This window comes from Marinomonas sp. ABL3_031 (genome assembly GCF_056161265.1).
Genome location: NZ_JBSWYU010000005.1, coordinates 45,191 through 67,603, shown reverse-complemented (window position 1 = coordinate 67,603; position 22,413 = coordinate 45,191). Strand labels below are relative to the sequence as shown.

Below are 22,413 nucleotides of genomic sequence, written 5' to 3'. Positions count from 1 at the left end.
GAAAAACAAACACTCATGTAAGGATTGAGTTCACATGACTGATTACAAAAAAAACGAATTAATTGAACGCGTTGAGTTAGAGATTCACGACCACTTCACTAGCACAGATGCGAATGATTTGATTCAACTGGCCCGCCTTTACTTCAAAGACTCTTTAACGGAAGACTTGACTAACGAAAGTATCGAAAATCTATACGGTACCATTGTTTGCTTGTGGGATTTCTTGAAACAAAAAGCACCGCAAAAGCCAAAAGTTCGTGTTTATAATCCAAACTATGAAGAGCACAGCTGGCAATCGACTCACACAGTCATTGAAATCCTTACCGAAGACATGCCTTTCCTTGTGTCATCTTTCAACATGGCACTGGTACGCCTTGGCCATACCATTCATTTGACCGCTCACCCTGCTATGCCAGTGGAACGCAACAAAAAAGGTGAGCTGCAGAAAATCGACCCAACTTCCAAACAGTTTGAAGCGCTGATCCGCTTTGAAATTGACCGTTTGTCAGATCCTGCTTTGCTGGATCAGATCAAAGAGGAAATCCTAAAAAGTCTAGAAGACGTTCGTAAAACCGTCGCCGACTGGCCACAAATGAAAGCTCATATGAGCGAAGTGATTCGTGAGTCTGAACAATTGGCGCACCTAAAAGACAACGCTGAACACCAAGAAATTTTGGATTTCTTACGCTGGGTGGCGAACGATCACTTCACCTTCATTGGTTTCAGAGCCTATGACCTAGTGGTAGAAAACAAAGCAACACATTTGAAGCTGGTCGAAGGTTCAGGGCTTGGTACTTTCCGTGATTTGAACGATAAAAAAGTCAAACGCGACATTGTCTTACAAGACAACCTAGCGGACCTAGCAGTAGATAATAGCAATATCTTAATCCTCACTAAATCGACTGCCATTTCCACCGTGCACCGCCCAGTGCATTTGGATTATTTGGGCATTAAACGCTTTGACAAGAAAGGCAATGTGATCGGGGAATGGCGTTTCTTTGGTTTGTACTCATCTGCCGCTTATATTGCTCGCCTGCAAGACATTCCTTTGTTGCGTAAGAAGCTTGACGTCATTGTTGAAAAAGCCAATGTGGATCCGAACAGTCACAAAGGGAAAAACCTCAAACACATATTGAACAGTTACCCTCGTGATGAAATGCTTCAAGCTCCGGTTGAAGAACTGTTTGGCACCATTGAAAGCATTCTGGCCATTCAAGAACGCCGACAGTTACGTGTCTTCTTGCGTAAAGATATTTATGGTCGCTTCTTAAACGCTTTGGTTTATGTCCCTAGAGACAGATACAACACAGAATTGCGTATTAAGATGCAAGACATCTTGATGACAGCCTGTAATGGCACCAGTTCCGAGTTCAACGTACAGTTTTCGCAACTTGTTTTGGCTCGCGTCAACTTCACCATTCAAATTGCTGACCCTAAACAAAGTCCAACCATAGATGCCGAAGACATTCAGCGCAAAATGCAGGATGCTATGAGCTCATGGGAAGACAAGCTTTTAGCAGCACTTCACAAAAGCCATGGCGAAGAAGCGGGTAATCAACTGTACACAGAATACGTACCTTATTTACCAGCCGCTTATCGTGAAGATTTCTCTCCAAATGCCGCAGTAGTGGATATTGAACGCCTCAACCAATTGGCTGAAGTTGGCGATATTTCAACACACATCTACCGTCAAGTTGGGCAAGCCAAAAACAACTATTTCTTTAAAGTTTATGGAGCTGGTACCACTTTAATTCTATCGGATGTATTACCGATTTTGGAATGCATGGGGTTACGTGTATTAGAAGCACGTCCCTACGAGCTGGATCAGAATGGTGACGGTACGGCGAATACTTGGGTAGTAGAATTTGCCATCAGTGTGGATGCGGATGTCAATCTGGATAAAAACTCTCAACGCGAGGCCTTTCAGGACGCTTTCAATCAAGTGTTTGTTCGTCGTGTCGAAAATGACCGTTTCAATGCCTTGGTATTAAGTGCTTCCTTAACTTGGCGCCAGGTCACCATGTTGCGCGCATTAACCAAATATTTGATGCAACTTCAATTGCCTTTCTCTTTACAATACATGCAGCAGACTTTAGAGAAAAACGCCGATATTGCTCGCCATTTAGTGCAACTGTTTGAACAAAGGTTTGCTCCTACGCAAACAGCAAAACGTGATGATAAAGTTGCTAAACTTCTAGAGAAAATTGATCTGGAACTGGATCAAGTTGCCAATCTGGATGAAGACCGCATCTTAAAACACTACTTGTCTGTCATTCAGGCTATGTTGCGTACCAACTTCTATCAAGAAGATGCAGACGGTAAAGTCAAAGGCTATGTATCGTTCAAATTGGATCCATCAAAAATCCCTGCGGTACCACTGCCTCGTCCTAAATTCGAAATTTTTGTCTACGCTCCTTGGGTCGAAGGCGTTCACATGCGAGGCGGCAAAGTAGCTCGGGGGGGGTTACGTTGGTCTGACCGAATGGAAGATTTCCGTACTGAAGTGTTGGGCTTAGTAAAAGCGCAAATGGTGAAAAACGCCGTTATCGTTCCTGCCGGAGCAAAAGGTGGCTTTGTCGCTAAACAATTGAAGAAAAACGCCTCTCGCGAGGAAGTTCAAGCGGAAGTGGTACATTGCTATACCACATTCATTAGTGGTTTGCTCGACATCACCGACAACTTGGTACAAAACCAAGTCGTTCCCCCCGTGTCGGTAGAGCGCTACGACGAAGACGATCCGTACTTAGTGGTTGCTGCCGATAAAGGTACCGCCACCTTCTCTGATTTAGCCAACAGCATCTCGGAGCAATACGGCTTCTGGCTAGGTGATGCTTTTGCCTCAGGTGGCTCAAACGGTTACGACCATAAGAAAATGGGCATCACGGCACGTGGCGCTTGGGAATCTGTTAAACGCCAATTCAAAGAGATAGGCATCGATTGCCAAACGACTGACTTTTCCGCAGTGGGTGTGGGTGACATGGCGGGAGACGTATTTGGTAATGGTATGTTGCTGTCTGAGCACACTTGCTTGGTGGCGGCATTTAACCACTTGCACATTTTTATCGACCCAACACCTGATGCTGCAGGCTCATTTGCTGAACGTCAACGCTTGTTTAACTTGCCTCGTTCTTCTTGGGAAGACTACAACAAAGAACTGATTTCAAAAGGTGGCGGTATCTTTAGCCGTGCTGCGAAATCGGTTCCCATTAACGCCGACATCCGTAAGGCTCTGGGCATCGAAGGCAATGTGAAATCCATGGCACCAACGGATTTGATCAACGCCATTCTTAAAGCGCCAGTGGATCTTTTATGGAACGGTGGCATAGGTACTTATGTGAAGGCAGAGTCAGAGTCTCATGCTGACGCAGGTGACAGCGCCAATAATGGCTTGCGTGTTAACGGTAAAGAACTACGCTGCAAAATCGTAGGGGAAGGCGGTAACCTAGGTTTGACACAATTGGGTCGTATCGAATTTGCGCAAAAAGGCGGATTAATCAGCACAGACGCCATTGATAACTCGGCTGGTGTAGACAGTTCTGACCACGAAGTAAACATTAAAATTTTACTTAACCGTGTGGTTGAAAATGGTGACATGACTGAGAAACAACGTAATACCTTGTTAGCAAAAATGACCGACGAAGTGGCGGATTTGGTATTAGCTCATAATCGTGGCCAAAGTCATGTATTGTCCTTGATCAACTCCCGTGCGCCTGAGAAGTTGGCAGATCACTGGCGTTTGATTCAATCACTGGTTCGCGAAGGCCGCTTGAATCGTGAAATCGAATTTTTACCGACCGACGGTCAGATTCGTAAACGTCTCAATAAAGGTCTAGGCTTGACGCGCCCAGAAATCTCAGTGCTACTGGCTTACTCTAAGATCAAGCTATCTGAACAGTTGGTTGAAGATGGTATTGGTGAAGACGCGGATTTGATCACGCAAATCAACCAGTACTTCCCACGCGAGCTGACCAAGCGTTTCGGTGATCAAATGGCGTCACACCCATTGGCACAAGAAATCATCGCAGGTCACGTAACCAATAACCTCGGCAATCGCATGGGCGCCTCGTTCTCCACTTACATGCAAGAAGAAACCAGCGCCTCTGCCTTAAATGTGGTGCGTGCTTATATGGCGGCGGAAACCATCTTTGATATTCCGTCTCTTTGGGATGCCATTAACCGTTTAGACTTTGTCGTGCCAAACTCGGTATTAAACAAACTGTTAATTCGCATTCAAGGTTTACTAGAACGTGCTACTTTGTGGTTATTGCGAAACACTCGTGAGAGCTTGTCTATTCAGCGCTTGATTGAAACCTACCAACCTGGTGTGAACGTCATTGCAGCAAACATTCAGGCTATCCTAACGGAATCGAGCCAAGAGCATTTGGCGCAAACCAATGAAGAACTTGTTGCCCAAGGCATTCCACAAGACTTAGCAGACAAATTAGCCGCATTGCAATATCTATTCTATGGTTTGGACATTATCCGAGTGGCCAGCAACACCGACAGCGAAGTACTCGACGTTGCCCAAACCTACTTTGCCTTGGAAATGGAGCTGGAACTGCACTGGTTACGTCAGCGCGCTGCGCAATTACCAGCCCAAGACATGTGGCAACGTCGTGCGAAAGCCGGTCTAGGTGATGAAGTCGACAACAGTTTGCGCACCTTAACGCAAGAGGTGATCCAATCAAATGCCGACATCAAAGCTTTGGAGCAAAGATTGGCGAGCTGGCAAGAAACAAACCTAGACAGCATCCATCATTACCGTGCTACTTTCAGCGAAATTAAGCTGGAAAGTGAATTATCATTGGCGATGGTAACCGTTGCTATTCGTGAGCTTAGAAATTTGATATAAAATCATCAGGTGGCCGACGGTTCGGCCACCTTTTTTAATGAGGATTTAAAAGTGACACAAGAAATAACGAGAGCAACCTTTGATGAAGTAATGGTTCCCACTTACGCACCTTCAGCAATCATTCCTGTGCGTGGTGAAGGCTCTCGCGTATGGGACAAAGAGGGCAAAGAATACATTGATTTTGCAGGCGGTATTGCCGTGACTGCACTAGGGCATTCCAATCCGACTCTGGTCAAGGTCATGCGCGAACAAGCTGGACAAATTTGGCACCTTTCTAACGTTATGACCAATGAGCCAGCCCTACGACTTGCGAAAAAGCTGACCTCTAAAACTTTTGCTGACCGCGTTTTCTTCGCCAATAGCGGTGCAGAAGCCAACGAAGCCGCTTTTAAGTTAGCGCGTCGTTATGCATACGATCATTTTGGCCCAGAAAAACATGAAATTATTGCCTTTTACAAATCCTTCCATGGTCGTACCTTGTTCACTGTCTCTGTGGGTGGACAGGCAAAATACAAAGAAGGCTTTGAGCCAACCCCTGCAGGCATCAAACATTGTGATTACAACAACATTGAACAACTTAAAACCATAATCAGCGATAAAACCTGTGCTGTTGTTATGGAACCCATTCAAGGAGAAGGCGGCATCATTCCTGCCGAACTTGAATTTGCTAAACAAGTTCGAGAACTTTGTGACCAGCACAACGCCTTGTTGGTATTTGATGAAGTTCAATCTGGTGTCGGCCGTACCGGTACCCTGTTCGCTTACCAACAAACTGGCGTAACACCAGACATCATGACCTCGGCAAAATCCTTGGGTAATGGCTTCCCTGTTGGTGCTATGTTGGCGACAGAAAAGGTAGCAAAAAGCTTTGCCTTTGGTACTCACGGTAGCACCTATGGTGGTAACCCAATGGCCTGTGCCATTGCAGAAGCCGTTGTCGACATGATTGATACGCCAGAAGTATTGAATGGTGTGAAAAAGCGTCATGAATTGTTTGTCGCTGGCCTACACGCCATCAATGAAAAATACCATGTGTTTAAAGAAGTGCGTGGCATGGGTTTGTTAATCGGTGCTGAAGTGGTAGACGAATACGCTGGCAATGCGGGTAAATTCCTCGCAGCAGCGTCTAAAGAAGGCTTGTTTGTCCTAGTGGCAGGCCCTGACGTGGTTCGTCTTGCGCCTTCTCTTATCATACCAGAAACAGACATTGCAGAAGGCTTGGCTCGTCTAGAGCGCGCGGTTGCTAAAGTGGTTGAACAATCCAAAGCGGCGTGACTTTTTAGTCTAATCAGTGTTGAAAAAATCGGGCCCAGTGTCCGATTTTTTTATGCAACTTTTTATTTATATTAAGGTCAAATCCGCCCTGCGTATCAATGAGAACCTTTGTCGTCTTTTTTGCAGAATCCTTAAAGGTCAATTAATTGTGCTAGTCCATCGACTAGTTTAAGCTGCTTAGTAATAGGAGATGAGATGCGCTAGGACAGCAAAGGGAAAACAGTTACCATTCACCCAATATGATTAACCTAATACATAGGGAAACCAAAACGTGTTCCATTCTTTTTTTCCAAAACCCAAGCTTTTCTTTTTAAGTTTTGTCGTCTGGGCGCTTATCAGTGTCCTCGGCTGGTATCTGGTTATGCAAAATCTTGGGGCTCAGCTTAGCCTAGGATCCTTGTTTGGCCTAACCTTTCCTGAAGCTTTAGCCGAAGGCGCAGATGCAGCGTCGCAAGCGGCTTTCCAAGATGCATCAAAAGGGGCTGAAACCTTCTGGCTCTACCAGTATTTGGTCATTTGTTATGGCCTGTTTATTGGCGCTTGGATGCTCATAGGCGGACAAAAATGGGCCAAATGGTCGGTTGCAGGTTCAGGACTGATTATTTTTGTCACTTGGTTTAGCGTGCAACTTAACGTCATTTTGAATGAATGGTATGGCAGTTTTTACAATCTGATTCAAAAAGCCCTTTCCGCTCCTAATTCCATAACCCTGCAAGAATACTTTGACCAGCTTAATTTCTTTTTAGGATTGGCTGCCGTCAGCATCTCTGTGGTGGTTCTAAAACATTTCTTTGTCAGCCACTATGTGTTCCGTTGGCGTACTGCTATGACGGAATACTATTCGTCAAAATGGCAACAGGTCAGACACATTGAAGGGGCGTCACAACGTATCCAAGAAGACACCATGCGTTTTGCCAGCATCATGGAAGGTTTGGGCGTCAGATTCATTAGCTCCATCATGACATTACTGGCCTTTTTGCCTGTATTGTGGGGGCTTTCCAGCTACGTAAAAGAGCTGCCTTTTATTGGTGAAGTGCCGCAAGCCTTGGTTTTTGTCGCTCTGTTTTGGTCCATTATCGGTACTGCCCTATTGGCCCTTGCTGGAATCAAATTACCAGGATTGGAATTTAAAAACCAAAAAGTAGAAGCCGCGTATCGTAAAGAACTTGTTTACGGTGAAGATTATGAAGACAGAGCACAACCACTCACCCTCGGTGAATTGTTTGGCAATGTGCGTAAAAACTACTTCACGCTTTACTTTAACTACTTGTATTTTAATATTGTGCGTTACGGCTACTTACAAGCGGGTGTGCTAGTACCTTTAATCGCTTTAGGACCTTCTATTGTGGCGGGAGTCATTACCTTTGGTATTTTCCAACAGATTAATAACGCTTTTAATCAGGTAGAAAACTCATTCCAATTCTTGGTCAACTCTTGGACAACGATTGTTGAATTACTCTCCATCTATAAACGTTTGAAGTCCTTTGAAGCCACGATCGATAATACAGAACTTCCAAGTGAAGACAGCGTATTGGGTTAACGGGACAAACGGTTATTTAACATAAAACGTTTGTCATAAAAAATGCCCCAGTAAATCAAGTTCATTTACTGGGGCATTTATTTAGGTTTAACGCATCAAACATTGATGTTGATGTTCTGACCTAAGTTGTCTGTTGTTGTATGCGAGCCACTGCTGGCGGCTGGCGTGGTCGGCTCGGTTGCTTGCTCAACTAACTCAAGTTTTTGCTGAGCTTCTTGTTGTTGAACCGCTTTGGATAAACTCGCCTGATACACTTCTCGGGCGTAATCCACACCAGGACCACTGACACCATTCACTTCTGCCATTATCTATCCCTCCTACACATGATGCAAATTGCTCAAAAAAGAATCAATATTCCGTAGTATAGAGGTATATTGTTCATTTTACGAACAGTTTTTCCACAATGCCGAATTTTTTGACCATTTTACAGGTCGTTTTTATTCACAAAATTGTCCCATACTTCATTGATAAAACTTTGATTTTGCTGCAATGCCTCATCCTGCACCACACGCCCTTGCTTTTGCAGAGCCTGACGGTGCGTTTTTGAGCGATACAAGGTATAGGTGTTTGTCATATCCTGAACCTGCTCAGGTGTCATTAAGCCAATTTGAGCAATGGCCTCTAACTGACGCACATTGTCAGAGTAAGTCATTAATTCAGGATACTGACATGACCAAGCCAACACAAAGTATTGCACCATAAACTCAATATCTATGATGCCACCCGCGCCTTGTTTTAAGTCAAAACCTTTTTCTTTGCTACCTGTATCCAAATGGGCACGCATTTTTTCACGCATTTTAATGACTTCGGTCTTAAGCTCCTGCCTATCACGAACTTGCGCTATGATACTTTTACGGCATTCTTCAAAACGGTTTAATACTGCAGAATCGCCTGCTAAACCTCGTGCCCGGGTAAGTGCTTGGTGCTCCCAAACCCAAGCCTCTTTTTGCTGATACTCACGAAAGGCCTCCAAGCTACTGACCAACAACCCCGAATTCCCGGAAGGTCGTAAGCGCATGTCCACTTCGTATAAACGGCCTGCCGAGGTAAAACTGGTAATCATGTGAATCAGTCTCTGACCCAGTCGCGTATAAAAAGTGAGATTATCAACGCTACGCTCACCATCAGTTTGTCCATTGGCTTGGGCGTCATGAATAAACACCAAATCAAGATCCGATTCATACCCCAGCTCCCAACCACCCGATTTACCATAACCAATAATGGCTAACTGAGGTTCATGGAAAGCATTCGCATAACTGACTGGAAAACCATGTTTTTTAGTGAGGTGGTACCAAGACTGCTGCAATACCTGTTCTAGCAAAACTTCTGCCAGCCAAGTTAAGTGATCACTTACTTTCATAACCGGCAAAATACCTGTGATATCACAGGCTGCAATTCGCAGTATTATCGAACGACGAAAGCGACGCATAGCATCCATTTGCGCTTCTTCATCCTCCTCTGGCAGACGCAATAAGATTTGCTTTAACTCATCTTCCAACATGGCCTTATCTGGTGGTGAAAATAAGGTATTGGTATCCAGCAATTCATCTAACAAAGCCGGTGTTGCCGAAATGGCATCCGTAAACCAAACACTTTCCCGGCAAAGTCTGATCAAATGAGTCAGCGCATTGTGATTCTCACAAAGTAAAACCAGATAAGCGGTACGACGTAATACAGCTTCGAGAATAGGAAACACGCGCTCCAACACTAAATCTGGATGGTCTTCATTACCGAGTTGACGCATAAAGGCGGCCAAGAAAACCGCCAATCGCTCCTGACCAATCGGTTGCATAAAAGCCACTGTACGGGAGGAAAGCAATTGGGAAATACTTTGTGCTGACCTATGCAAAGACTGCCAAGGTAGGATTGCGATCACATCGCTAATAGCGTCCAAGTCCTCTGGCGTCTTCATTAGAATACGCCATGTCTCCTGCTCGGCTTTATCCGCGTCAGTTTCCTCTTCGTCTTCAATCAACTTGATAAAATAATCATGCACTTGATGACGCGCCGGCCATAAGGCATCATTCAGCGCCTTCCAACTGTCATATCCCACCATAATAGCGACACGAAAACGTGAAAGGTCGTCCTCCGGTAACAACTGGGTTTGTTCATCTTTCATCGCCTGTAAAGCATGTTCAGTGCGGCGCAATAACAAATAAGCCTGAATGAGTTCATTCACTTCTTGTTGGCTTAAATAGTCTTGTTGTGCCAAATAAGGCAGTACTGTTAACAAAGCTTGAGTTTGCAGACCCTGATCTCGACCACCATGCAAAATTTGTAAGGCTTGAGCAATAAACTCAACTTCTCGAATGCCCCCCTGCCCTAATTTAATGTTGTGTTCTATCCCTTTGCGCCTTACTTCTTTGGCGATCATACGCTTTAAATCGCGTAAGGCACCCAGAGCACCAAAATCCAAATATTTGCGGTATACAAAAGGTTTACGTAAGGCTTCAAATTCGGCAATGTCTTGCTCACTGCCAGCCATGACACGCGCCTTTATCATGGCGTACCTTTCCCAATCGCGCCCTTGGTCTTGATAGTAATTTTCTAAGGAGTCGATATTCAGCACTAAGGCCCCAGATTGACCAAAAGGTCGCAAACGCATGTCCACTCGGAACACAAAACCATCCGCGGTAACCTGATCTAAATGCTGAATCAGTTTTTGCCCAAGCTTGGTAAAGTATTCTTGATGAGACAAGGTCTTTTTACCACCTTGCGTGTCACCATGTTCACGAAAGGCAAAGATCAAATCAATATCAGAGGACAAATTCAGTTCATTGCCCCCTAACTTGCCCATCCCAATTACTATCATACTTTGTACTTGACCGCTCGAATCCAAAGCCTGTCCATACAAGCTTGCGTAATTCTGCTGACTCCATAACAAACTGGCATTGACACTTACGTCCGCTAGGGCACTCAAATGTGCGGTCAGCTCTACTAAGGAAATTTTTTGCTGTAAATCCAAGGCAATCAAACGCACCATCCACCATTGTCGATACAGGCGCAAACGTGTTAATAACTCAGCTTCCTCACTTGGTATGTTTGGTTCGTCCGTTACCTCTTGAGCCGCCAAATGAAAACTTTCCTCACCAGCAAACAAAGCTTCTAGGGAAGGTTTTTGTAACTCGGAAAGAGACAATAATTCATCCAGCCAATGAGGATAACGCAACAGATTTTTGTGTAAATAGTCACTCAGTAACCATAATGGCTCCAATTGCTCAATGTGCTCGGCTGTCAAATGGATTAAGCCATGTCTCAGTCTCGCTTCTTGCAACTGCTCCAAGGCCAATGAAGTATTATCTAACTGCTGGCGAAAATAGGCGTAACTCGGGTTTTGATAGGGTGTTACCAAGTGGTCTTCCTTTGCATATTGTTATTTTATCGAAACGACTCTAATGACTCTGCTGATTAAGCCATTGACCAATTTTTAACATCAAACTGCCCACTGGCTTTAGCCCTGCTAACAATTCTAACAGCTGATCTTCCTCAGCTTTATAAAGCTCACCTAAAGTTTGATCTAATTCCACTAATGCTTGATCTAAATGAGACGGTAAAAACGAGCGCATTTGATGCATGGTATGACGAAATGGTTGCAACAAGACTTCGTCCTTCATAAAGAACATTGCCTCCCAATACACCAACCAAACTTCATACCAATAAGCGCCTAACACCAACGCATCAAAGGTGCCAAGTGGGCGCTCCGGAAATTCAATGTGTCCTTGTTTTAAACGCACACCTTTTTGCGCTTTCGATACCACATTAATCTGTACGGGAACGCGCTCTGCTAATTGTAAAGCAAATTCATACAATCCCAGTTCACAACCTGATTTCAATTCAAGTTCTAATTCACAAATACTGTCTTCACCATAAGGCGAGATCACTTTGCCATGATCACAAACCACTTCCATGTAGGTGTCATGCAGCTGAATATTCCACACTTGGCGCTGAAAATCGGTACGATAAGCTTCTTCTAACAGACGACTCCAAGTCATGTCTTGCAAAGCATCTGGCAAAGGTAATTGATTTAGCAAGGTTAAATCTAGACTATCCTGCTCAAGCTGCCATTCCCATTCGCCCCTAGCATGCATACCAATGCGACTGCTACCGCGTGTTTTCACCGTTTGAATGTATTTATCATTGATCGCCCGAATACGCAGCGCCACGCCAGCTTGCATCAAGGCTGCATCTGGCGTGTCAAAATAGGCATTCATCAAATTTAATGTGGGTTGGCGGGACATGCTCTCATCATCAGTTTGAGCACATATTTCATCAAGAAAATCACTTGCAGACTTGAGATACTCAGAATGAAGCATTAACTTAAGTTCTAGTTCAGTTGCCATAATTACAAACCTCTACAGCCTTTGCCAAACATCGGCAAAGAAAAACATCACTGAGCAAGTGTATCAGAAGCCTTAGCAATGTAATATTAGCGAATACTTTGGATTACAGGATGGCCCTATGCCCGCATTACCTTCTCTATTAGATATGATGACACAGCTGATCGCCTCACCTTCCATCAGCTGTAGCCAAGCGCATTGGGATCAATCCAATAAAGGCGTCATCCAGCTACTAGAAAGCTGGCTAAGTTCTCAGGGGTTTCAGTGCGAAGTCATGCCTTTGCCAGACCAACCAAACAAGTACAATCTTATTGCCACTTTAGGGCAAGGAGACGGTGGTTTAGTACTTTCTGGGCATACTGACACCGTACCTTATGATGAAGGACGTTGGCAGTCCGATCCGTTCGCCTTACAGGAACGTGACCAAAAACTTTACGGTTTGGGTTCATGCGACATGAAAGGCTTTTTTGCCATTGTGCTAGACACCATACGCCATATGGAACTCCATGACCTGAAAGAACCCCTTATCATTCTTGCCACCGCCGACGAAGAAAGTTCCATGTCCGGTGCCCGTGCTCTAGTGCAACAGAATACACTCAAGGCGCGCTACGCTTTGATTGGTGAACCCACTTCCTTGACGCCAGTATATGCTCACAAAGGCATTATGATGGAACGCATTCAAGTTACCGGACAAGCAGGACATTCTTCCAACCCGGCATTGGGAAACAACGCTTTGGACGCTATGCATGCGGTAATGTCTGAGCTAATGGACTTTCGTCAGCAATTAAAACGTGATTATCGTGATGCCAGCTTCGTGATTGACTACCCAACCATGAACTTTGGTTGCATTCATGGTGGCGATAATCCAAACCGTATTTGCGGGCGCTGTGAATTGGAATTTGATTTACGGGCATTACCCGGCATGAGCAATCAATCTTTGATGTCAGAAATCGCTCAACGCCTGCCCAGCATCGAAGAGAAAACCAATACTCAAATTCAACTAAATAGCTTGTTCCCAGATGTGCCATCATTTTACACGCCAATTGAATCCGCTATCATAAAGGCGTGTGAAAACTTAACAAAACGCCCGGCACAAACCGTTGCCTTTGCGACTGAAGGACCTTTCTTAAATCAAATGGGAATGGAAACCTTAGTTTTGGGACCAGGTTCGATCGACCAAGCTCATCAACCTAATGAGTTTATGGCGCTAGATCAAATTCAACCTATGGAGAAGGTAATTCGCGGCCTAATTGAACGCTTTTGCCTGCAATCAACTGAGCAATAATACATGAGAAGCAGTGTGCCTGAAGAACTGAATTACGTAGATTGGTTTCGCCATTCTTCCCCTTATATCAATGCCCACCGTGGCAAGACCTTTGTCATTCTTATTCCTGGTGAAGCGGTTGAATGCAACCATTTTTCCAGCATTATTCATGATTTGGCTTTATTGGATTCATTGGGCATTCGCCTCGTATTGGTACAAGGAGCGCGCCCACAAATTAATAGAATTTTGACCAGTCTGAACGCTGCTGCGCCGCTAGAAAATGACTATCGTGTCACACCGCATCATCAATTGACGAATGTCATTCAAGCCTCCTCGGCAGTAAGAGTTCAATTAGAAGCCCAGCTTTCCATGGGGCTTGCCAATACTCCTATGGATGGCGCACGTTTGAAAGTCTGTAGTGGGAACTATGTGATTGCGCGTCCACTTGGTGTAGTCGATGGCATTGATTATGGACACTCGGGCGAGGTGCGTCGTATTGACAGCGATGCTATTTTTCGCTTGCTTGAAGACGACAATATGGTGTTGTTACCCCATCTGGGCTTTTCGCCTACTGGTGAAGTCTTCAACCTTAAAAGCGAAGAGGTGGCAACCCAAGCCGCCATTCAACTAAAAGCCGATAAGTTAATTATTTATACCGACGAAGAAGGTGTTTTTAATGAAGCGGGCGAGCTGTATTCTGAGCTATTAGCCAAGGACGCAGAAGCCATTTTGCAAGATCAGTCTCTGCATAACATTACCCAACATGCTTTAGAAGCCTGCGTTCAGTCAGTTCGTCATGGCGTGCCACGTGCTCACATCATTTCTTATAATGAAAATGGTGGTTTGCTACGAGAGCTTTTCACTCGCGAAGGTTCGGGCACCATGATTGACGAGGACAGTTATGAGCAACTGCGCCCAGCACACATTGACGATGTGGGCGGCATGATGGCGTTATTGGCGCCTTTAGAAGAAAAAGGCGCTTTAGTGCGTCGCTCTCGCGAACTGTTAGAAAACGAAATCGACCGTTTTATCGTCATTGAACGTGATGGCGCCATTGTTGCTTGCGCAGCCCTCTACCCCTTTGAACAAGAGCAGGCAGGCGAGTTGGCTTGTTTAGCTGTGTCACCCAATTATCGAGGTTCAAACCGAGGTGAACGCTTACTTAGAGGCATAGAAAAAGCGGCCAAAAAACTCAAGTTAAACACTCTGTTTTTACTAACCACTCGCACAGCCCATTGGTTTATTGAGCGTGGCTTTAATGAAACCGACCTTGCCAGTTTACCCATGCAAAAACAGGCACTCTACAATTATCAGAGAAACTCTAAAATCTTCTCTAAACATTTATAAACCGGATTCTTGGTAGTAAAAACAAGAACGGCGGCCAATTTAGCCGCCGTTTTTTATTAAGTTATGTTTACTTTCCCAAAGAAAGATTAGTCCATGATCTTAAAGGGAATAAACATAGGATACCCTTGACGGATCACCCGCATAGGTACCGAGCGACCAGACGGAATGTCTTTAGTAATGTCGGTAAAATCAGCCACGCTATTAATAGGTTTGCCGTTTAACATGGTAATCACATCCCCTTGCTGCAAACCATTACGAGCTGCGGTACCACCTAATACCTGTTCGATTACTACACCATTATCAATGTTGTAACGTTTTGCCATTTCAGCAGGCACTTCCCCGACAATCATGCCAAGACGATTTTGGTCCTGTTGAGCTTGCGCCAAGGTCTTAGAATCATCAGGGCGGCTATCTAAAGTGATCTTAATGTCTTGTTCTTTGCCATCACGATACACTTCCGCATTAACCACTTCCCCTGCTTTCATACGGCCAACCACATAAGGCAACTCACCTGAATGTTCAATACTTTTACCATTAAAACTCATGATAATGTCGCCGGAACGAAGGCCTGACTTCTCAGCAGGAGAGTCAGGCAATACTCGACTGATTAACGCACCGCTTGGACGATCTAAACCAAAAGATTCTGCTAAATCATTACTGACGTCTTGAATCAATACTCCCAGCCAAGCACGAGACACTTTACCGTCTTTCTTTAACTGCTCAACCACAGACAAAGCCAAATTGGACGGAATCGCGAATGACACCCCCATAAAACCACCAGAGCGAGTATAGATTTGCGAGTTAATGCCCACTACTTCGCCATCAAGATTAAACAATGGTCCACCAGAATTACCCGGATTGATCGCCACATCGGTTTGAATAAAGGGAACATAGTTATCCGATGGCAAATTACGACCTGTGGCACTCACTACACCCGCTGTTACCGTGTAGTCAAAACCAAACGGAGAACCAATGGCTAGCACCCATTGCCCCGCTTTTAAGTCATCGGAATCCCCCATATCAACAATTGGCAAATCATCCGCTTCGATCTTCAACAGAGCCAAGTCTGTGCGTGGATCCGTACCCACCAGCTTAGCTTGATATTCACGACGATCACTCAAACGCACATGAATCACATCCGCGCCATCGATCACATGGTTATTAGTTAACACATAACCATCATGAGAAATGATAAAACCCGAACCTAAAGAACTACGTTGACCTTGTTGCGGTGGGTTTTGCTGACCAAAAGGTTGTTGGCCAAAGAAGTGCTTAAAAAACTCATTTAACTCTTCATTATTGGGGCTAAATTGACGTCTGCCTTCATTGCCCGTTTTCGTGGTCACCGTTTGTTCCGTACTGATGTTCACGACCGCTGGGGAAGCTTTATCCACTAACTCCGTAAAGTCAGGCAATGAAGCCGCATTGGCTAACATGGCAGTCATCATAACAATACTGACAACCAGATAGTTAGCGTGTTTAAGCAATCTGTTCATTAATTGGTCTCCTTAAAACGTACCAAGTTCATTACAGTGCCAGGTGAAGAAGGTTGGCCGTTAAGGTGAAAACAGCAAAGGACTGGATTCATCGGTAACGGACTCAATTCGTAAAATTTTCGGGTAAAAATCTTGATTACTAGAGGACTGGTTCGCCTTGTGTCTGGCAAACACTAGGCCCATCGCAAATCCCATAATACTTAACACAACCGCAACATGATTTGAGCCAGCCCACAAAGAAGGTATTATGGCGCCAAGCACTAAGCCCAACAAAGGCATAAAATACATCCATAAGGAAGCTTGTAATAAGGTGTCTTCAGGTATGCCGATCACCACTTGCTGCCCAATCTCAACCGATAGAGGGTCAATGGCTTGCATGCGCATACGATTTGCTGGCGACACTTGAGCAATGGCGTGATGACCACAGCCGTGACGTGCTCGACAAGTGGAGCAACTAGAGGTACGAATGGTTTCGACTTCGGCAAAACCGTCACTCACTGCCATGACTTTTCCACTTTCTTCAATCATTTTCTACTCTTGGCATAAATACCGTCATCAGTCGATCAATGGTTTCGCCAGGCACTTCCCCTACCATGGTCAATAGATACAAGTCATCTTTCACTTTAAAGCTGCTCATCCCAGCAACCGTTGCGCCCACCCCCATTACTGAGGAGGATCTTATTATCTGACTGGGTTCGACAAAGACTGAAATCGTCACCATCCCATCAGACAGTAATAACATGTTGGTACCATGATTTAAGGCGCGCGCCTCTGTCCATACTAAACTAAAACCAGCTGGTAACCATTCAAACTGCCAGGCATTTTTCACCTTAACTTTAGGCTGTTTACTCTGCTCTTTTCTTCGCAAACCGTTTTTGGGGACAAAATCTTCCTGTTTCAAGTCAGGCGAAAAATTTATCGAGGTAAATTGCACTCGCTCTAAAAGTTGTCCATCCGACTTAACCACATCATGTTTCAACAAAAAGTGATTTTCTTTATCTAACCAAAAAACGTGACCATAGCGATATTCGTCTTTTGGTTGCAAAAGCAAACGAATAGCATCACGACCCGCCACCCGTTGTGGTTCTTTACTCACCAACAATTCATAACCTAACGCCAAGCGTTCATGAGATACTTTCTTTAATCCTTTAAACGGCGCTCTAAAAGGAGAATTTCGACTCTCCGAAGTCGGATCCGGATGAACACAGATGATTTTGTCATTGACACGCAAGACTTCAACCTTATCACCATCTAAATCCACTAAACTTTCATATTCCATACCACTTATTACACTGTGACGTATGCGCATGCTGTTCATATTAGAAGCTTCAGAATGCACAAATACCCCATCGTAACTTAGGGTATGAAAAGCGTCTGTCATATTACGCAATAATTGCACAGCCTCAGGCGCTTGCGCTATGGCTAAACGCCAAGGCGTCAATATCACAAGTATTAATAGTCCCCTCAGAAGGAATCCCCAAAAACCTCTCATACACTACTCTTGTACTGGATAGTTAACGACTCGTGCCATAGGAATCATGCCTTGCCCTACCGTCATCGTGGCTTGTTCAGCATGTTGACGAAGGTATTGTTGTAATTTGGTATTATCCATCGGCAAGGGTTGTTGATTCACTTCTGCCAAAGATTTTACGTCTCGGCTAGGAGTTGAGTTCAGTTCGGCGGTTAACCCACCGTTAGGTGTAGGGTCACCTTGAAGTAATAGGTTGCCTCCTAACACCACAAAAAATGCGACACTGGCCGCAACAGCCATGCTGGAAAACCACATTTTCCAATGTGTTTTTGTGGCTTCTCCTGACGTGGGCAATTGCTGAGTTGAGATGGGAGTTACGATAGTATTGTCGTCTACAACGACTTCATTTAATTGCTCTAGATCCGCAATGCTGTCGTGAACTCGATCTAACAAACTCATCTTCAGACCTAATTCAGCTTGAGCTTCTTTATGTAAAACCTGTTGGATAGCATGAATGGCTTCTGCCTGTTGTGCCAAAACATCCGTATCTTGAGCCAACAAAGCGTCAATATCTTGCGTCGTAGCCTCCCCATCAAACATGGCAGACAGACTGGCTTTACTGTCAAGCGGAGTAATATTTTCTGATGTCATGACGACTCTCCTGTGCCCATAATAGGACGAATATGTTTTTCCACGGCTTCACGAGCTCGAAATATGCGTGAACGTACCGTACCGACAGGGCATTCCATAATAAGCGCAATGTCTTCGTAACTGAGGCCATCAAATTCTCGAAGGGTCAATGCACTACGAAGTTCCTCAGGCAATTGCTCAATGGCATGATACACCGCTTGCTCAAGTCGACTGGAGTTGAGATTAGCTTCTGGTGTCGCTATATCAGACAAAGATTCATAGGCACTAAACACCTCTTCATTATCCAACTCAACATCCGATTCAGGTGGGCGTCGTGAACGGCTTACCAAATGATTTTTCGCTGTATTAACGGCAATACGATAAAGCCAAGTATAAAAAGCACTGTCACCTCGAAAGTTGTTAATGGAACGGTATGCTTTGATAAAGCTTTCCTGCGCCACGTCGAGAACTTCGCTTTTATCTTGAATATAACGGCCGATTAGCCCCACTACCTTGTACTGGTATTTGATCACCAGCAAATCGAATGCCCGCTTATCACCCTGTTGTACTTTTTCAACTAACGTCTGGTCAGAAGACGTTTCGTGCTGCATAGGCACCTCATGTTAAAACTCCACTGCTTTGTGCCTTTGCTGTATAGAAGGTTCAGACAACAAGGACGTGAGCAAGTTCCTATAAAATCCCCAAAGAATGTTAAATTTCCCAAACTCGAAAGTATTCATTTATTGGCAAGAATAGTAACATTAATTTTTTCGTCAATAATCAGAATTACACTATGAGTCGACAATACCATCATGACATCGTCATCATTGGCGCTGGCGCTGCCGGATTAACCCTTGCCCTCGAGCTGGCAGATCAATATCGGGTAGCCATATTGACCAAGGCCGATATTCGTGAAGGCGCCACCTTGTATGCGCAAGGTGGCGTAGCAGCGGTCTTGTCGGAAACAGACACCATAGAATCTCACATCAAAGATACCATTGGCGCTGGAGTGGAACTAGGTAACCCTGATGCCATTCGTTTTACCGTCGAGAATTCCAAAGCCAGTATTGATTGGCTCATCGATCAAGGCGTCCCTTTTACCCGCTATGGTGAAAGCGATGAATACCACCTGACTAAAGAAGGCGGACACAGCCACAGACGCATTATTCACAGTGCCGATGCGACAGGCTTAGCCATTTCCAAAACCCTCATCAAAAACGCCAGCAATCACCCCAATATTGAGTTCTTCCCTAATCGCGTTGCCATCGATGTCATCACGACAAAAAAGTTAGGTCTAGCGGAACCCAATCGTGCAGTGGGTGTGTATGCGCTGAATCTTGACGACGATGTAACGGAAGTTTTTCGCGGCAATTTTGTTTCCCTCGCTTGTGGTGGTAGCAGCAAGGTATATCTCTACACCAGCAATCCTGATACGGCCTCTGGAGACGGTATTGCCATGGCTTGGCGTGCAGGTTGCCGTGTTGCCAACATGGAATTTAATCAATTTCATCCGACCTGTTTATACGACGCTAAAGCCAAAACTTTTTTGATTTCTGAAGCGGTACGTGGCGAAGGCGGTAAGCTCTTGTTACCCGATGGATCGCCTTTTATGGCCAAATTTGACTCTCGCGCTGAACTGGCACCTCGGGACATTGTCGCTCGCGCCATAGACCATGAAATCAAACGTTTAGGCGTGCGCCATGTATGGTTAGACATTTCTCATAAAGACAGTGACTTCATTAAGGAGCACTTCCCAACTCTCTACAAGCGTTGCTTGGAATATGGTCATGACATGACCAAGGGACCCATTCCAGTGGTACCTGCGGCACACTATACCTGTGGTGGTGTTGTGGTAGATCAACATAGCCTAACGGACATCAGCCATTTATACGCCGTAGGTGAAACCGCTTATACCGGCCTTCACGGTGCAAACCGTTTAGCCAGCAACTCCTTGTTAGAATGTATTGTATTTGCTCGTTCCGCAGCGAAACACATCAAACAGTTTAACGGTAATTTAACCCGTGTCAGCATTCCTGATTGGGACGAAAGCCAAGTAACGGACTCTGATGAAGACGTGGTCATCACCCATAATTGGCAAGAATTACGCCGTTTTATGTGGGACTATGTTGGTATAGTTAGAACCAACAAACGCTTACTGAGAGCCAAGCACAGAGTCGATCTTCTGCAATCTGAGATTCACGAATTTTACGCCAATTATAAAATTTCGAATGACTTGTTAGAATTGCGTAACTTGGCACAAGTAGCTGATCTCATTATCCGTTCAGCCATGTCGCGTAAGGAAAGCCGTGGTTTGCACTTTACTCTGGATTACCCAGAAAAACTTGAGCAAAGCCAACCCACTATCCTTACTCCTGAAAAAAAGTGTCAAGCGACGGCACTTGAAGTGACCGCTCTTTAGGAGCGGCCTTCGCCGCGCGACAACATTTGTTGTGCGGCATAAGAACGCAATGCATCATAGTCTTCAGAAGACAATTGATCCCGATAAATCACCACAAATACAGGCCATAACTGCCCCCAAAAAGAGGGTTTGGCGCCATAAGACTCTTCAGACACTTTTTTCGCAATCAGTTGCAGTGAATTGATGCGCACAAAGAGTAGGGCTTCCCGCTGATTGTTTTGCATTAAGAAGGCACCGTCAAGATCAATACCAACTTGCTTAGCAGATCGCCTAAAAGTCAAAAGAAACAAAATGAATTGCAGCAACACAAAAGCGAGCAGTAATAATAATTGTTGGCCCAACGACCAGAAATACCAAGGTATTAATAGGAAGCAACAAGAGATGGCGACCACCCAGAGGGTGACGCCAAGCCAAGAAGGGTTAAGTTTAGTGGCCTGCAGGCTGAACACGGGTCACAATAATATCAACAATGCGCGCTAGATCCGGATCTTCTGGCACTTCTTTTTGCATAAACCATGGAAAGATTTCTTGATCTTCGCAAGCAATGAGTTTTTGAAAGCGTTGCTTATCCTCATCCTCTAAGGTCAAGTAAATTTCGTCCAAAAATGGTTCAAGTAGAACGTCAAGTTCCAACATACCTCGACGACAATGCCACTTGAGCTTTTTAAAGCTTAATGAATCTGCTGTTTCTGTCATGGAATTACCCCTTAATTTCAATGCCGCCATTATAGCCATTGCCTAGCCAAAATAGAAAAGCGGAAATTGAAAAAGATGATTTCAGTCAGAAGTTTTGTCTTTCACTTGAAAAAAACCGCCTGATCTCCAAATATGACCTTAACTTTATTTATAGACGTTGGAACAGGTTATGTTGTCGTCACAAGAACTTATTAATCAATATCTAACCGATCAAGCTGCCATCTACCCCAAAAACAATATAGGTGTTATCAGCGTCACAGGGCCAGACGCCAAAAAGTTTCTACAAGGCCAAACGACTTGCGACCTAAATAAGGTCACAGAATCCGCTGGTATCTACGGCGCGATTTGTACTAACAAGGGTCGCATTATTTGTAATTTTTTTCTGATTCAACAAAATGACCGCTTGTTATTACTAATGAGTCAAGATTTGGTGGACACGAGTCTAAGTCACCTAAAAAAATACGCTGTTTTCTTTAAAGCGGAACTCACGGATGCCACTCAAGCATTTACTTTGGTTGAAAAAATAACATTAAGTCAGGCGGAAAAAACGGACCAACTTCCAGAACACTTCTCAGTTCAACATCAAGATAATGTCATCTATTTACAGCTCGCCGATTATCCTTTGCATTTGGAATGGCAACTGAGTTCGCAACAAACTCAGTCAACAGAGCAACAGGCGCAGCTATCTGGCTTAAGCTTATTGACCGCTCGACCACTCATCTCACAAACCCAGAGCGAAAGCCTGTTACCGCAATGGCTGAACATGCAAATCAATGGCGGCATCAGCTTTACCAAAGGCTGTTATACCGGCCAAGAAATCGTCGCGCGAATGAAATACCGTGGCAAATCGAAAAAACATTTAGCACTGGCCTACTGGCCCACTGACGTGGTTGATACTCAGCAGAATATTCAAGATGAGCAGGGTAAAACCATAGGAGAAGTGTTTTCTGCCGCCACACTTGGAAAAGGACATATTGCACAAATCATATTGAACCAGGATCCAAGTGAACTCCATGCTTTGTATTTGGGCGATAACAAAATTGACTTGGTTGAACTTCCTTACCAGCTGGATTTAGCCGACTAATC

17 protein-coding genes are annotated in these 22,413 nt (G+C 44.6%); 7 read left to right on the top strand and 10 right to left on the bottom strand.

Going from position 1 to position 22,413, the window contains the following annotated elements; genetic code table 11:
* Nucleotides 1–34: 34 nt before the first annotated feature.
* The 3 genes from ACXAH2_RS07615 to sbmA all read left to right on the top strand — a co-directional run bounded on the left by ACXAH2_RS07615 (nucleotide 35) and on the right by sbmA (nucleotide 7,667).
* Nucleotides 35–4,852: an NAD-glutamate dehydrogenase gene (locus ACXAH2_RS07615; protein WP_475077616.1), complete on the top strand. Its 4,818-nt coding sequence runs from the start codon at nucleotides 35–37 to the stop codon at nucleotides 4,850–4,852.
* A 51-nt stretch (nucleotides 4,853–4,903) separates the two neighbouring features.
* The gene (locus tag ACXAH2_RS07610) at nucleotides 4,904–6,127 is read left to right on the top strand and encodes an aspartate aminotransferase family protein (RefSeq protein ID WP_475077615.1); all 1,224 of its coding nucleotides are present in this window, start codon (nucleotides 4,904–4,906) and stop codon (nucleotides 6,125–6,127) included.
* A gap of 271 nt (nucleotides 6,128–6,398) precedes the next feature.
* The gene (gene sbmA, locus ACXAH2_RS07605; protein ID WP_475077614.1) at nucleotides 6,399–7,667 is read left to right on the top strand and encodes a peptide antibiotic transporter SbmA; all 1,269 of its coding nucleotides are present in this window, start codon (nucleotides 6,399–6,401) and stop codon (nucleotides 7,665–7,667) included.
* 95 nt (nucleotides 7,668–7,762) lie between these two features.
* Here the strand turns inward: sbmA and ACXAH2_RS07600 are convergent, their stop codons facing one another.
* The 3 genes from ACXAH2_RS07600 to ACXAH2_RS07590 form a co-directional block, all read right to left on the bottom strand.
* Nucleotides 7,763–7,972 carry a hypothetical protein gene (locus ACXAH2_RS07600; RefSeq protein WP_475077613.1) on the bottom strand — a complete coding sequence of 70 codons (210 nt, stop codon included), beginning with the start codon at nucleotides 7,970–7,972 and terminating at the stop codon, nucleotides 7,763–7,765.
* Between the two features lie 119 nt (nucleotides 7,973–8,091).
* A complete protein-coding gene (gene glnE, locus ACXAH2_RS07595) occupies nucleotides 8,092–11,019 on the bottom strand; it encodes a bifunctional [glutamate--ammonia ligase]-adenylyl-L-tyrosine phosphorylase/[glutamate--ammonia-ligase] adenylyltransferase (protein ID WP_475077612.1) in 2,928 nt (975 codons plus the stop codon).
* A 40-nt stretch (nucleotides 11,020–11,059) separates the two neighbouring features.
* Nucleotides 11,060–12,007 carry a CYTH domain-containing protein gene (locus ACXAH2_RS07590; RefSeq protein WP_475077611.1) on the bottom strand — a complete coding sequence of 316 codons (948 nt, stop codon included), beginning with the start codon at nucleotides 12,005–12,007 and terminating at the stop codon, nucleotides 11,060–11,062.
* A 118-nt stretch (nucleotides 12,008–12,125) separates the two neighbouring features.
* Between ACXAH2_RS07590 and argE the strand changes: the two genes are divergently transcribed.
* The gene (gene argE, locus ACXAH2_RS07585; RefSeq protein WP_475077609.1) at nucleotides 12,126–13,289 is read left to right on the top strand and encodes an acetylornithine deacetylase; all 1,164 of its coding nucleotides are present in this window, start codon (nucleotides 12,126–12,128) and stop codon (nucleotides 13,287–13,289) included.
* A 3-nt stretch (nucleotides 13,290–13,292) separates the two neighbouring features.
* A complete protein-coding gene (argA, locus tag ACXAH2_RS07580) occupies nucleotides 13,293–14,615 on the top strand; it encodes an amino-acid N-acetyltransferase (protein ID WP_475077607.1) in 1,323 nt (440 codons plus the stop codon).
* 86 nt (nucleotides 14,616–14,701) lie between these two features.
* Here the strand turns inward: argA and ACXAH2_RS07575 are convergent, their stop codons facing one another.
* The 5 genes from ACXAH2_RS07575 to rpoE are packed head-to-tail and all read right to left on the bottom strand — an operon-like array spanning nucleotide 14,702 to nucleotide 18,823.
* Entirely contained in the window at nucleotides 14,702–16,111 is a 1,410-nt protein-coding gene (locus ACXAH2_RS07575) for a DegQ family serine endoprotease (protein WP_475077606.1), read from the bottom strand.
* 60 nt (nucleotides 16,112–16,171) lie between these two features.
* Complete coding sequence (locus ACXAH2_RS07570; RefSeq protein WP_475077604.1) at nucleotides 16,172–16,639, bottom strand: SoxR reducing system RseC family protein; 468 nt, start codon at nucleotides 16,637–16,639, stop codon at nucleotides 16,172–16,174.
* On the bottom strand, nucleotides 16,632–17,558 hold the full coding sequence (locus ACXAH2_RS07565; RefSeq protein WP_475077603.1) for a MucB/RseB C-terminal domain-containing protein: 927 nt from the start codon (nucleotides 17,556–17,558) through the stop codon (nucleotides 16,632–16,634). Before ACXAH2_RS07565 ends, ACXAH2_RS07570 begins: the two co-directional genes overlap by 8 nt.
* Nucleotides 17,559–17,606: 48 nt before the next feature.
* The gene (locus ACXAH2_RS07560; protein WP_475077601.1) at nucleotides 17,607–18,233 is read right to left on the bottom strand and encodes a sigma-E factor negative regulatory protein; all 627 of its coding nucleotides are present in this window, start codon (nucleotides 18,231–18,233) and stop codon (nucleotides 17,607–17,609) included.
* A complete protein-coding gene (rpoE, locus tag ACXAH2_RS07555) occupies nucleotides 18,230–18,823 on the bottom strand; it encodes an RNA polymerase sigma factor RpoE (protein ID WP_475077600.1) in 594 nt (197 codons plus the stop codon). The genes ACXAH2_RS07560 and rpoE overlap by 4 nt, the downstream gene beginning before the upstream one ends.
* Nucleotides 18,824–19,005: 182 nt before the next feature.
* On the opposite strand from rpoE, the gene nadB reads away from it, so the two are divergent.
* On the top strand, nucleotides 19,006–20,631 hold the full coding sequence (nadB, locus tag ACXAH2_RS07550) for an L-aspartate oxidase (RefSeq protein WP_475077599.1): 1,626 nt from the start codon (nucleotides 19,006–19,008) through the stop codon (nucleotides 20,629–20,631).
* On the opposite strand, the gene ACXAH2_RS07545 is transcribed toward nadB, so the two are convergent.
* Both ACXAH2_RS07545 and ACXAH2_RS07540 read right to left on the bottom strand, forming a co-directional pair.
* Nucleotides 20,628–21,080, bottom strand: coding sequence for a hypothetical protein (locus ACXAH2_RS07545; RefSeq protein ID WP_475077598.1), 453 nt, complete (start codon nucleotides 21,078–21,080; stop codon nucleotides 20,628–20,630). The two genes, nadB and ACXAH2_RS07545, sit on opposite strands and share 4 nt — an antisense overlap.
* Nucleotides 21,058–21,327, bottom strand: coding sequence for an FAD assembly factor SdhE (locus ACXAH2_RS07540; protein ID WP_475077597.1), 270 nt, complete (start codon nucleotides 21,325–21,327; stop codon nucleotides 21,058–21,060). Before ACXAH2_RS07540 ends, ACXAH2_RS07545 begins: the two co-directional genes overlap by 23 nt.
* 169 nt (nucleotides 21,328–21,496) lie before the next feature.
* On the opposite strand from ACXAH2_RS07540, the gene ygfZ reads away from it, so the two are divergent.
* Nucleotides 21,497–22,411: a CAF17-like 4Fe-4S cluster assembly/insertion protein YgfZ gene (gene ygfZ, locus ACXAH2_RS07535; RefSeq protein WP_475077596.1), complete on the top strand. Its 915-nt coding sequence runs from the start codon at nucleotides 21,497–21,499 to the stop codon at nucleotides 22,409–22,411.
* Nucleotides 22,412–22,413 lie beyond the last annotated feature (2 nt).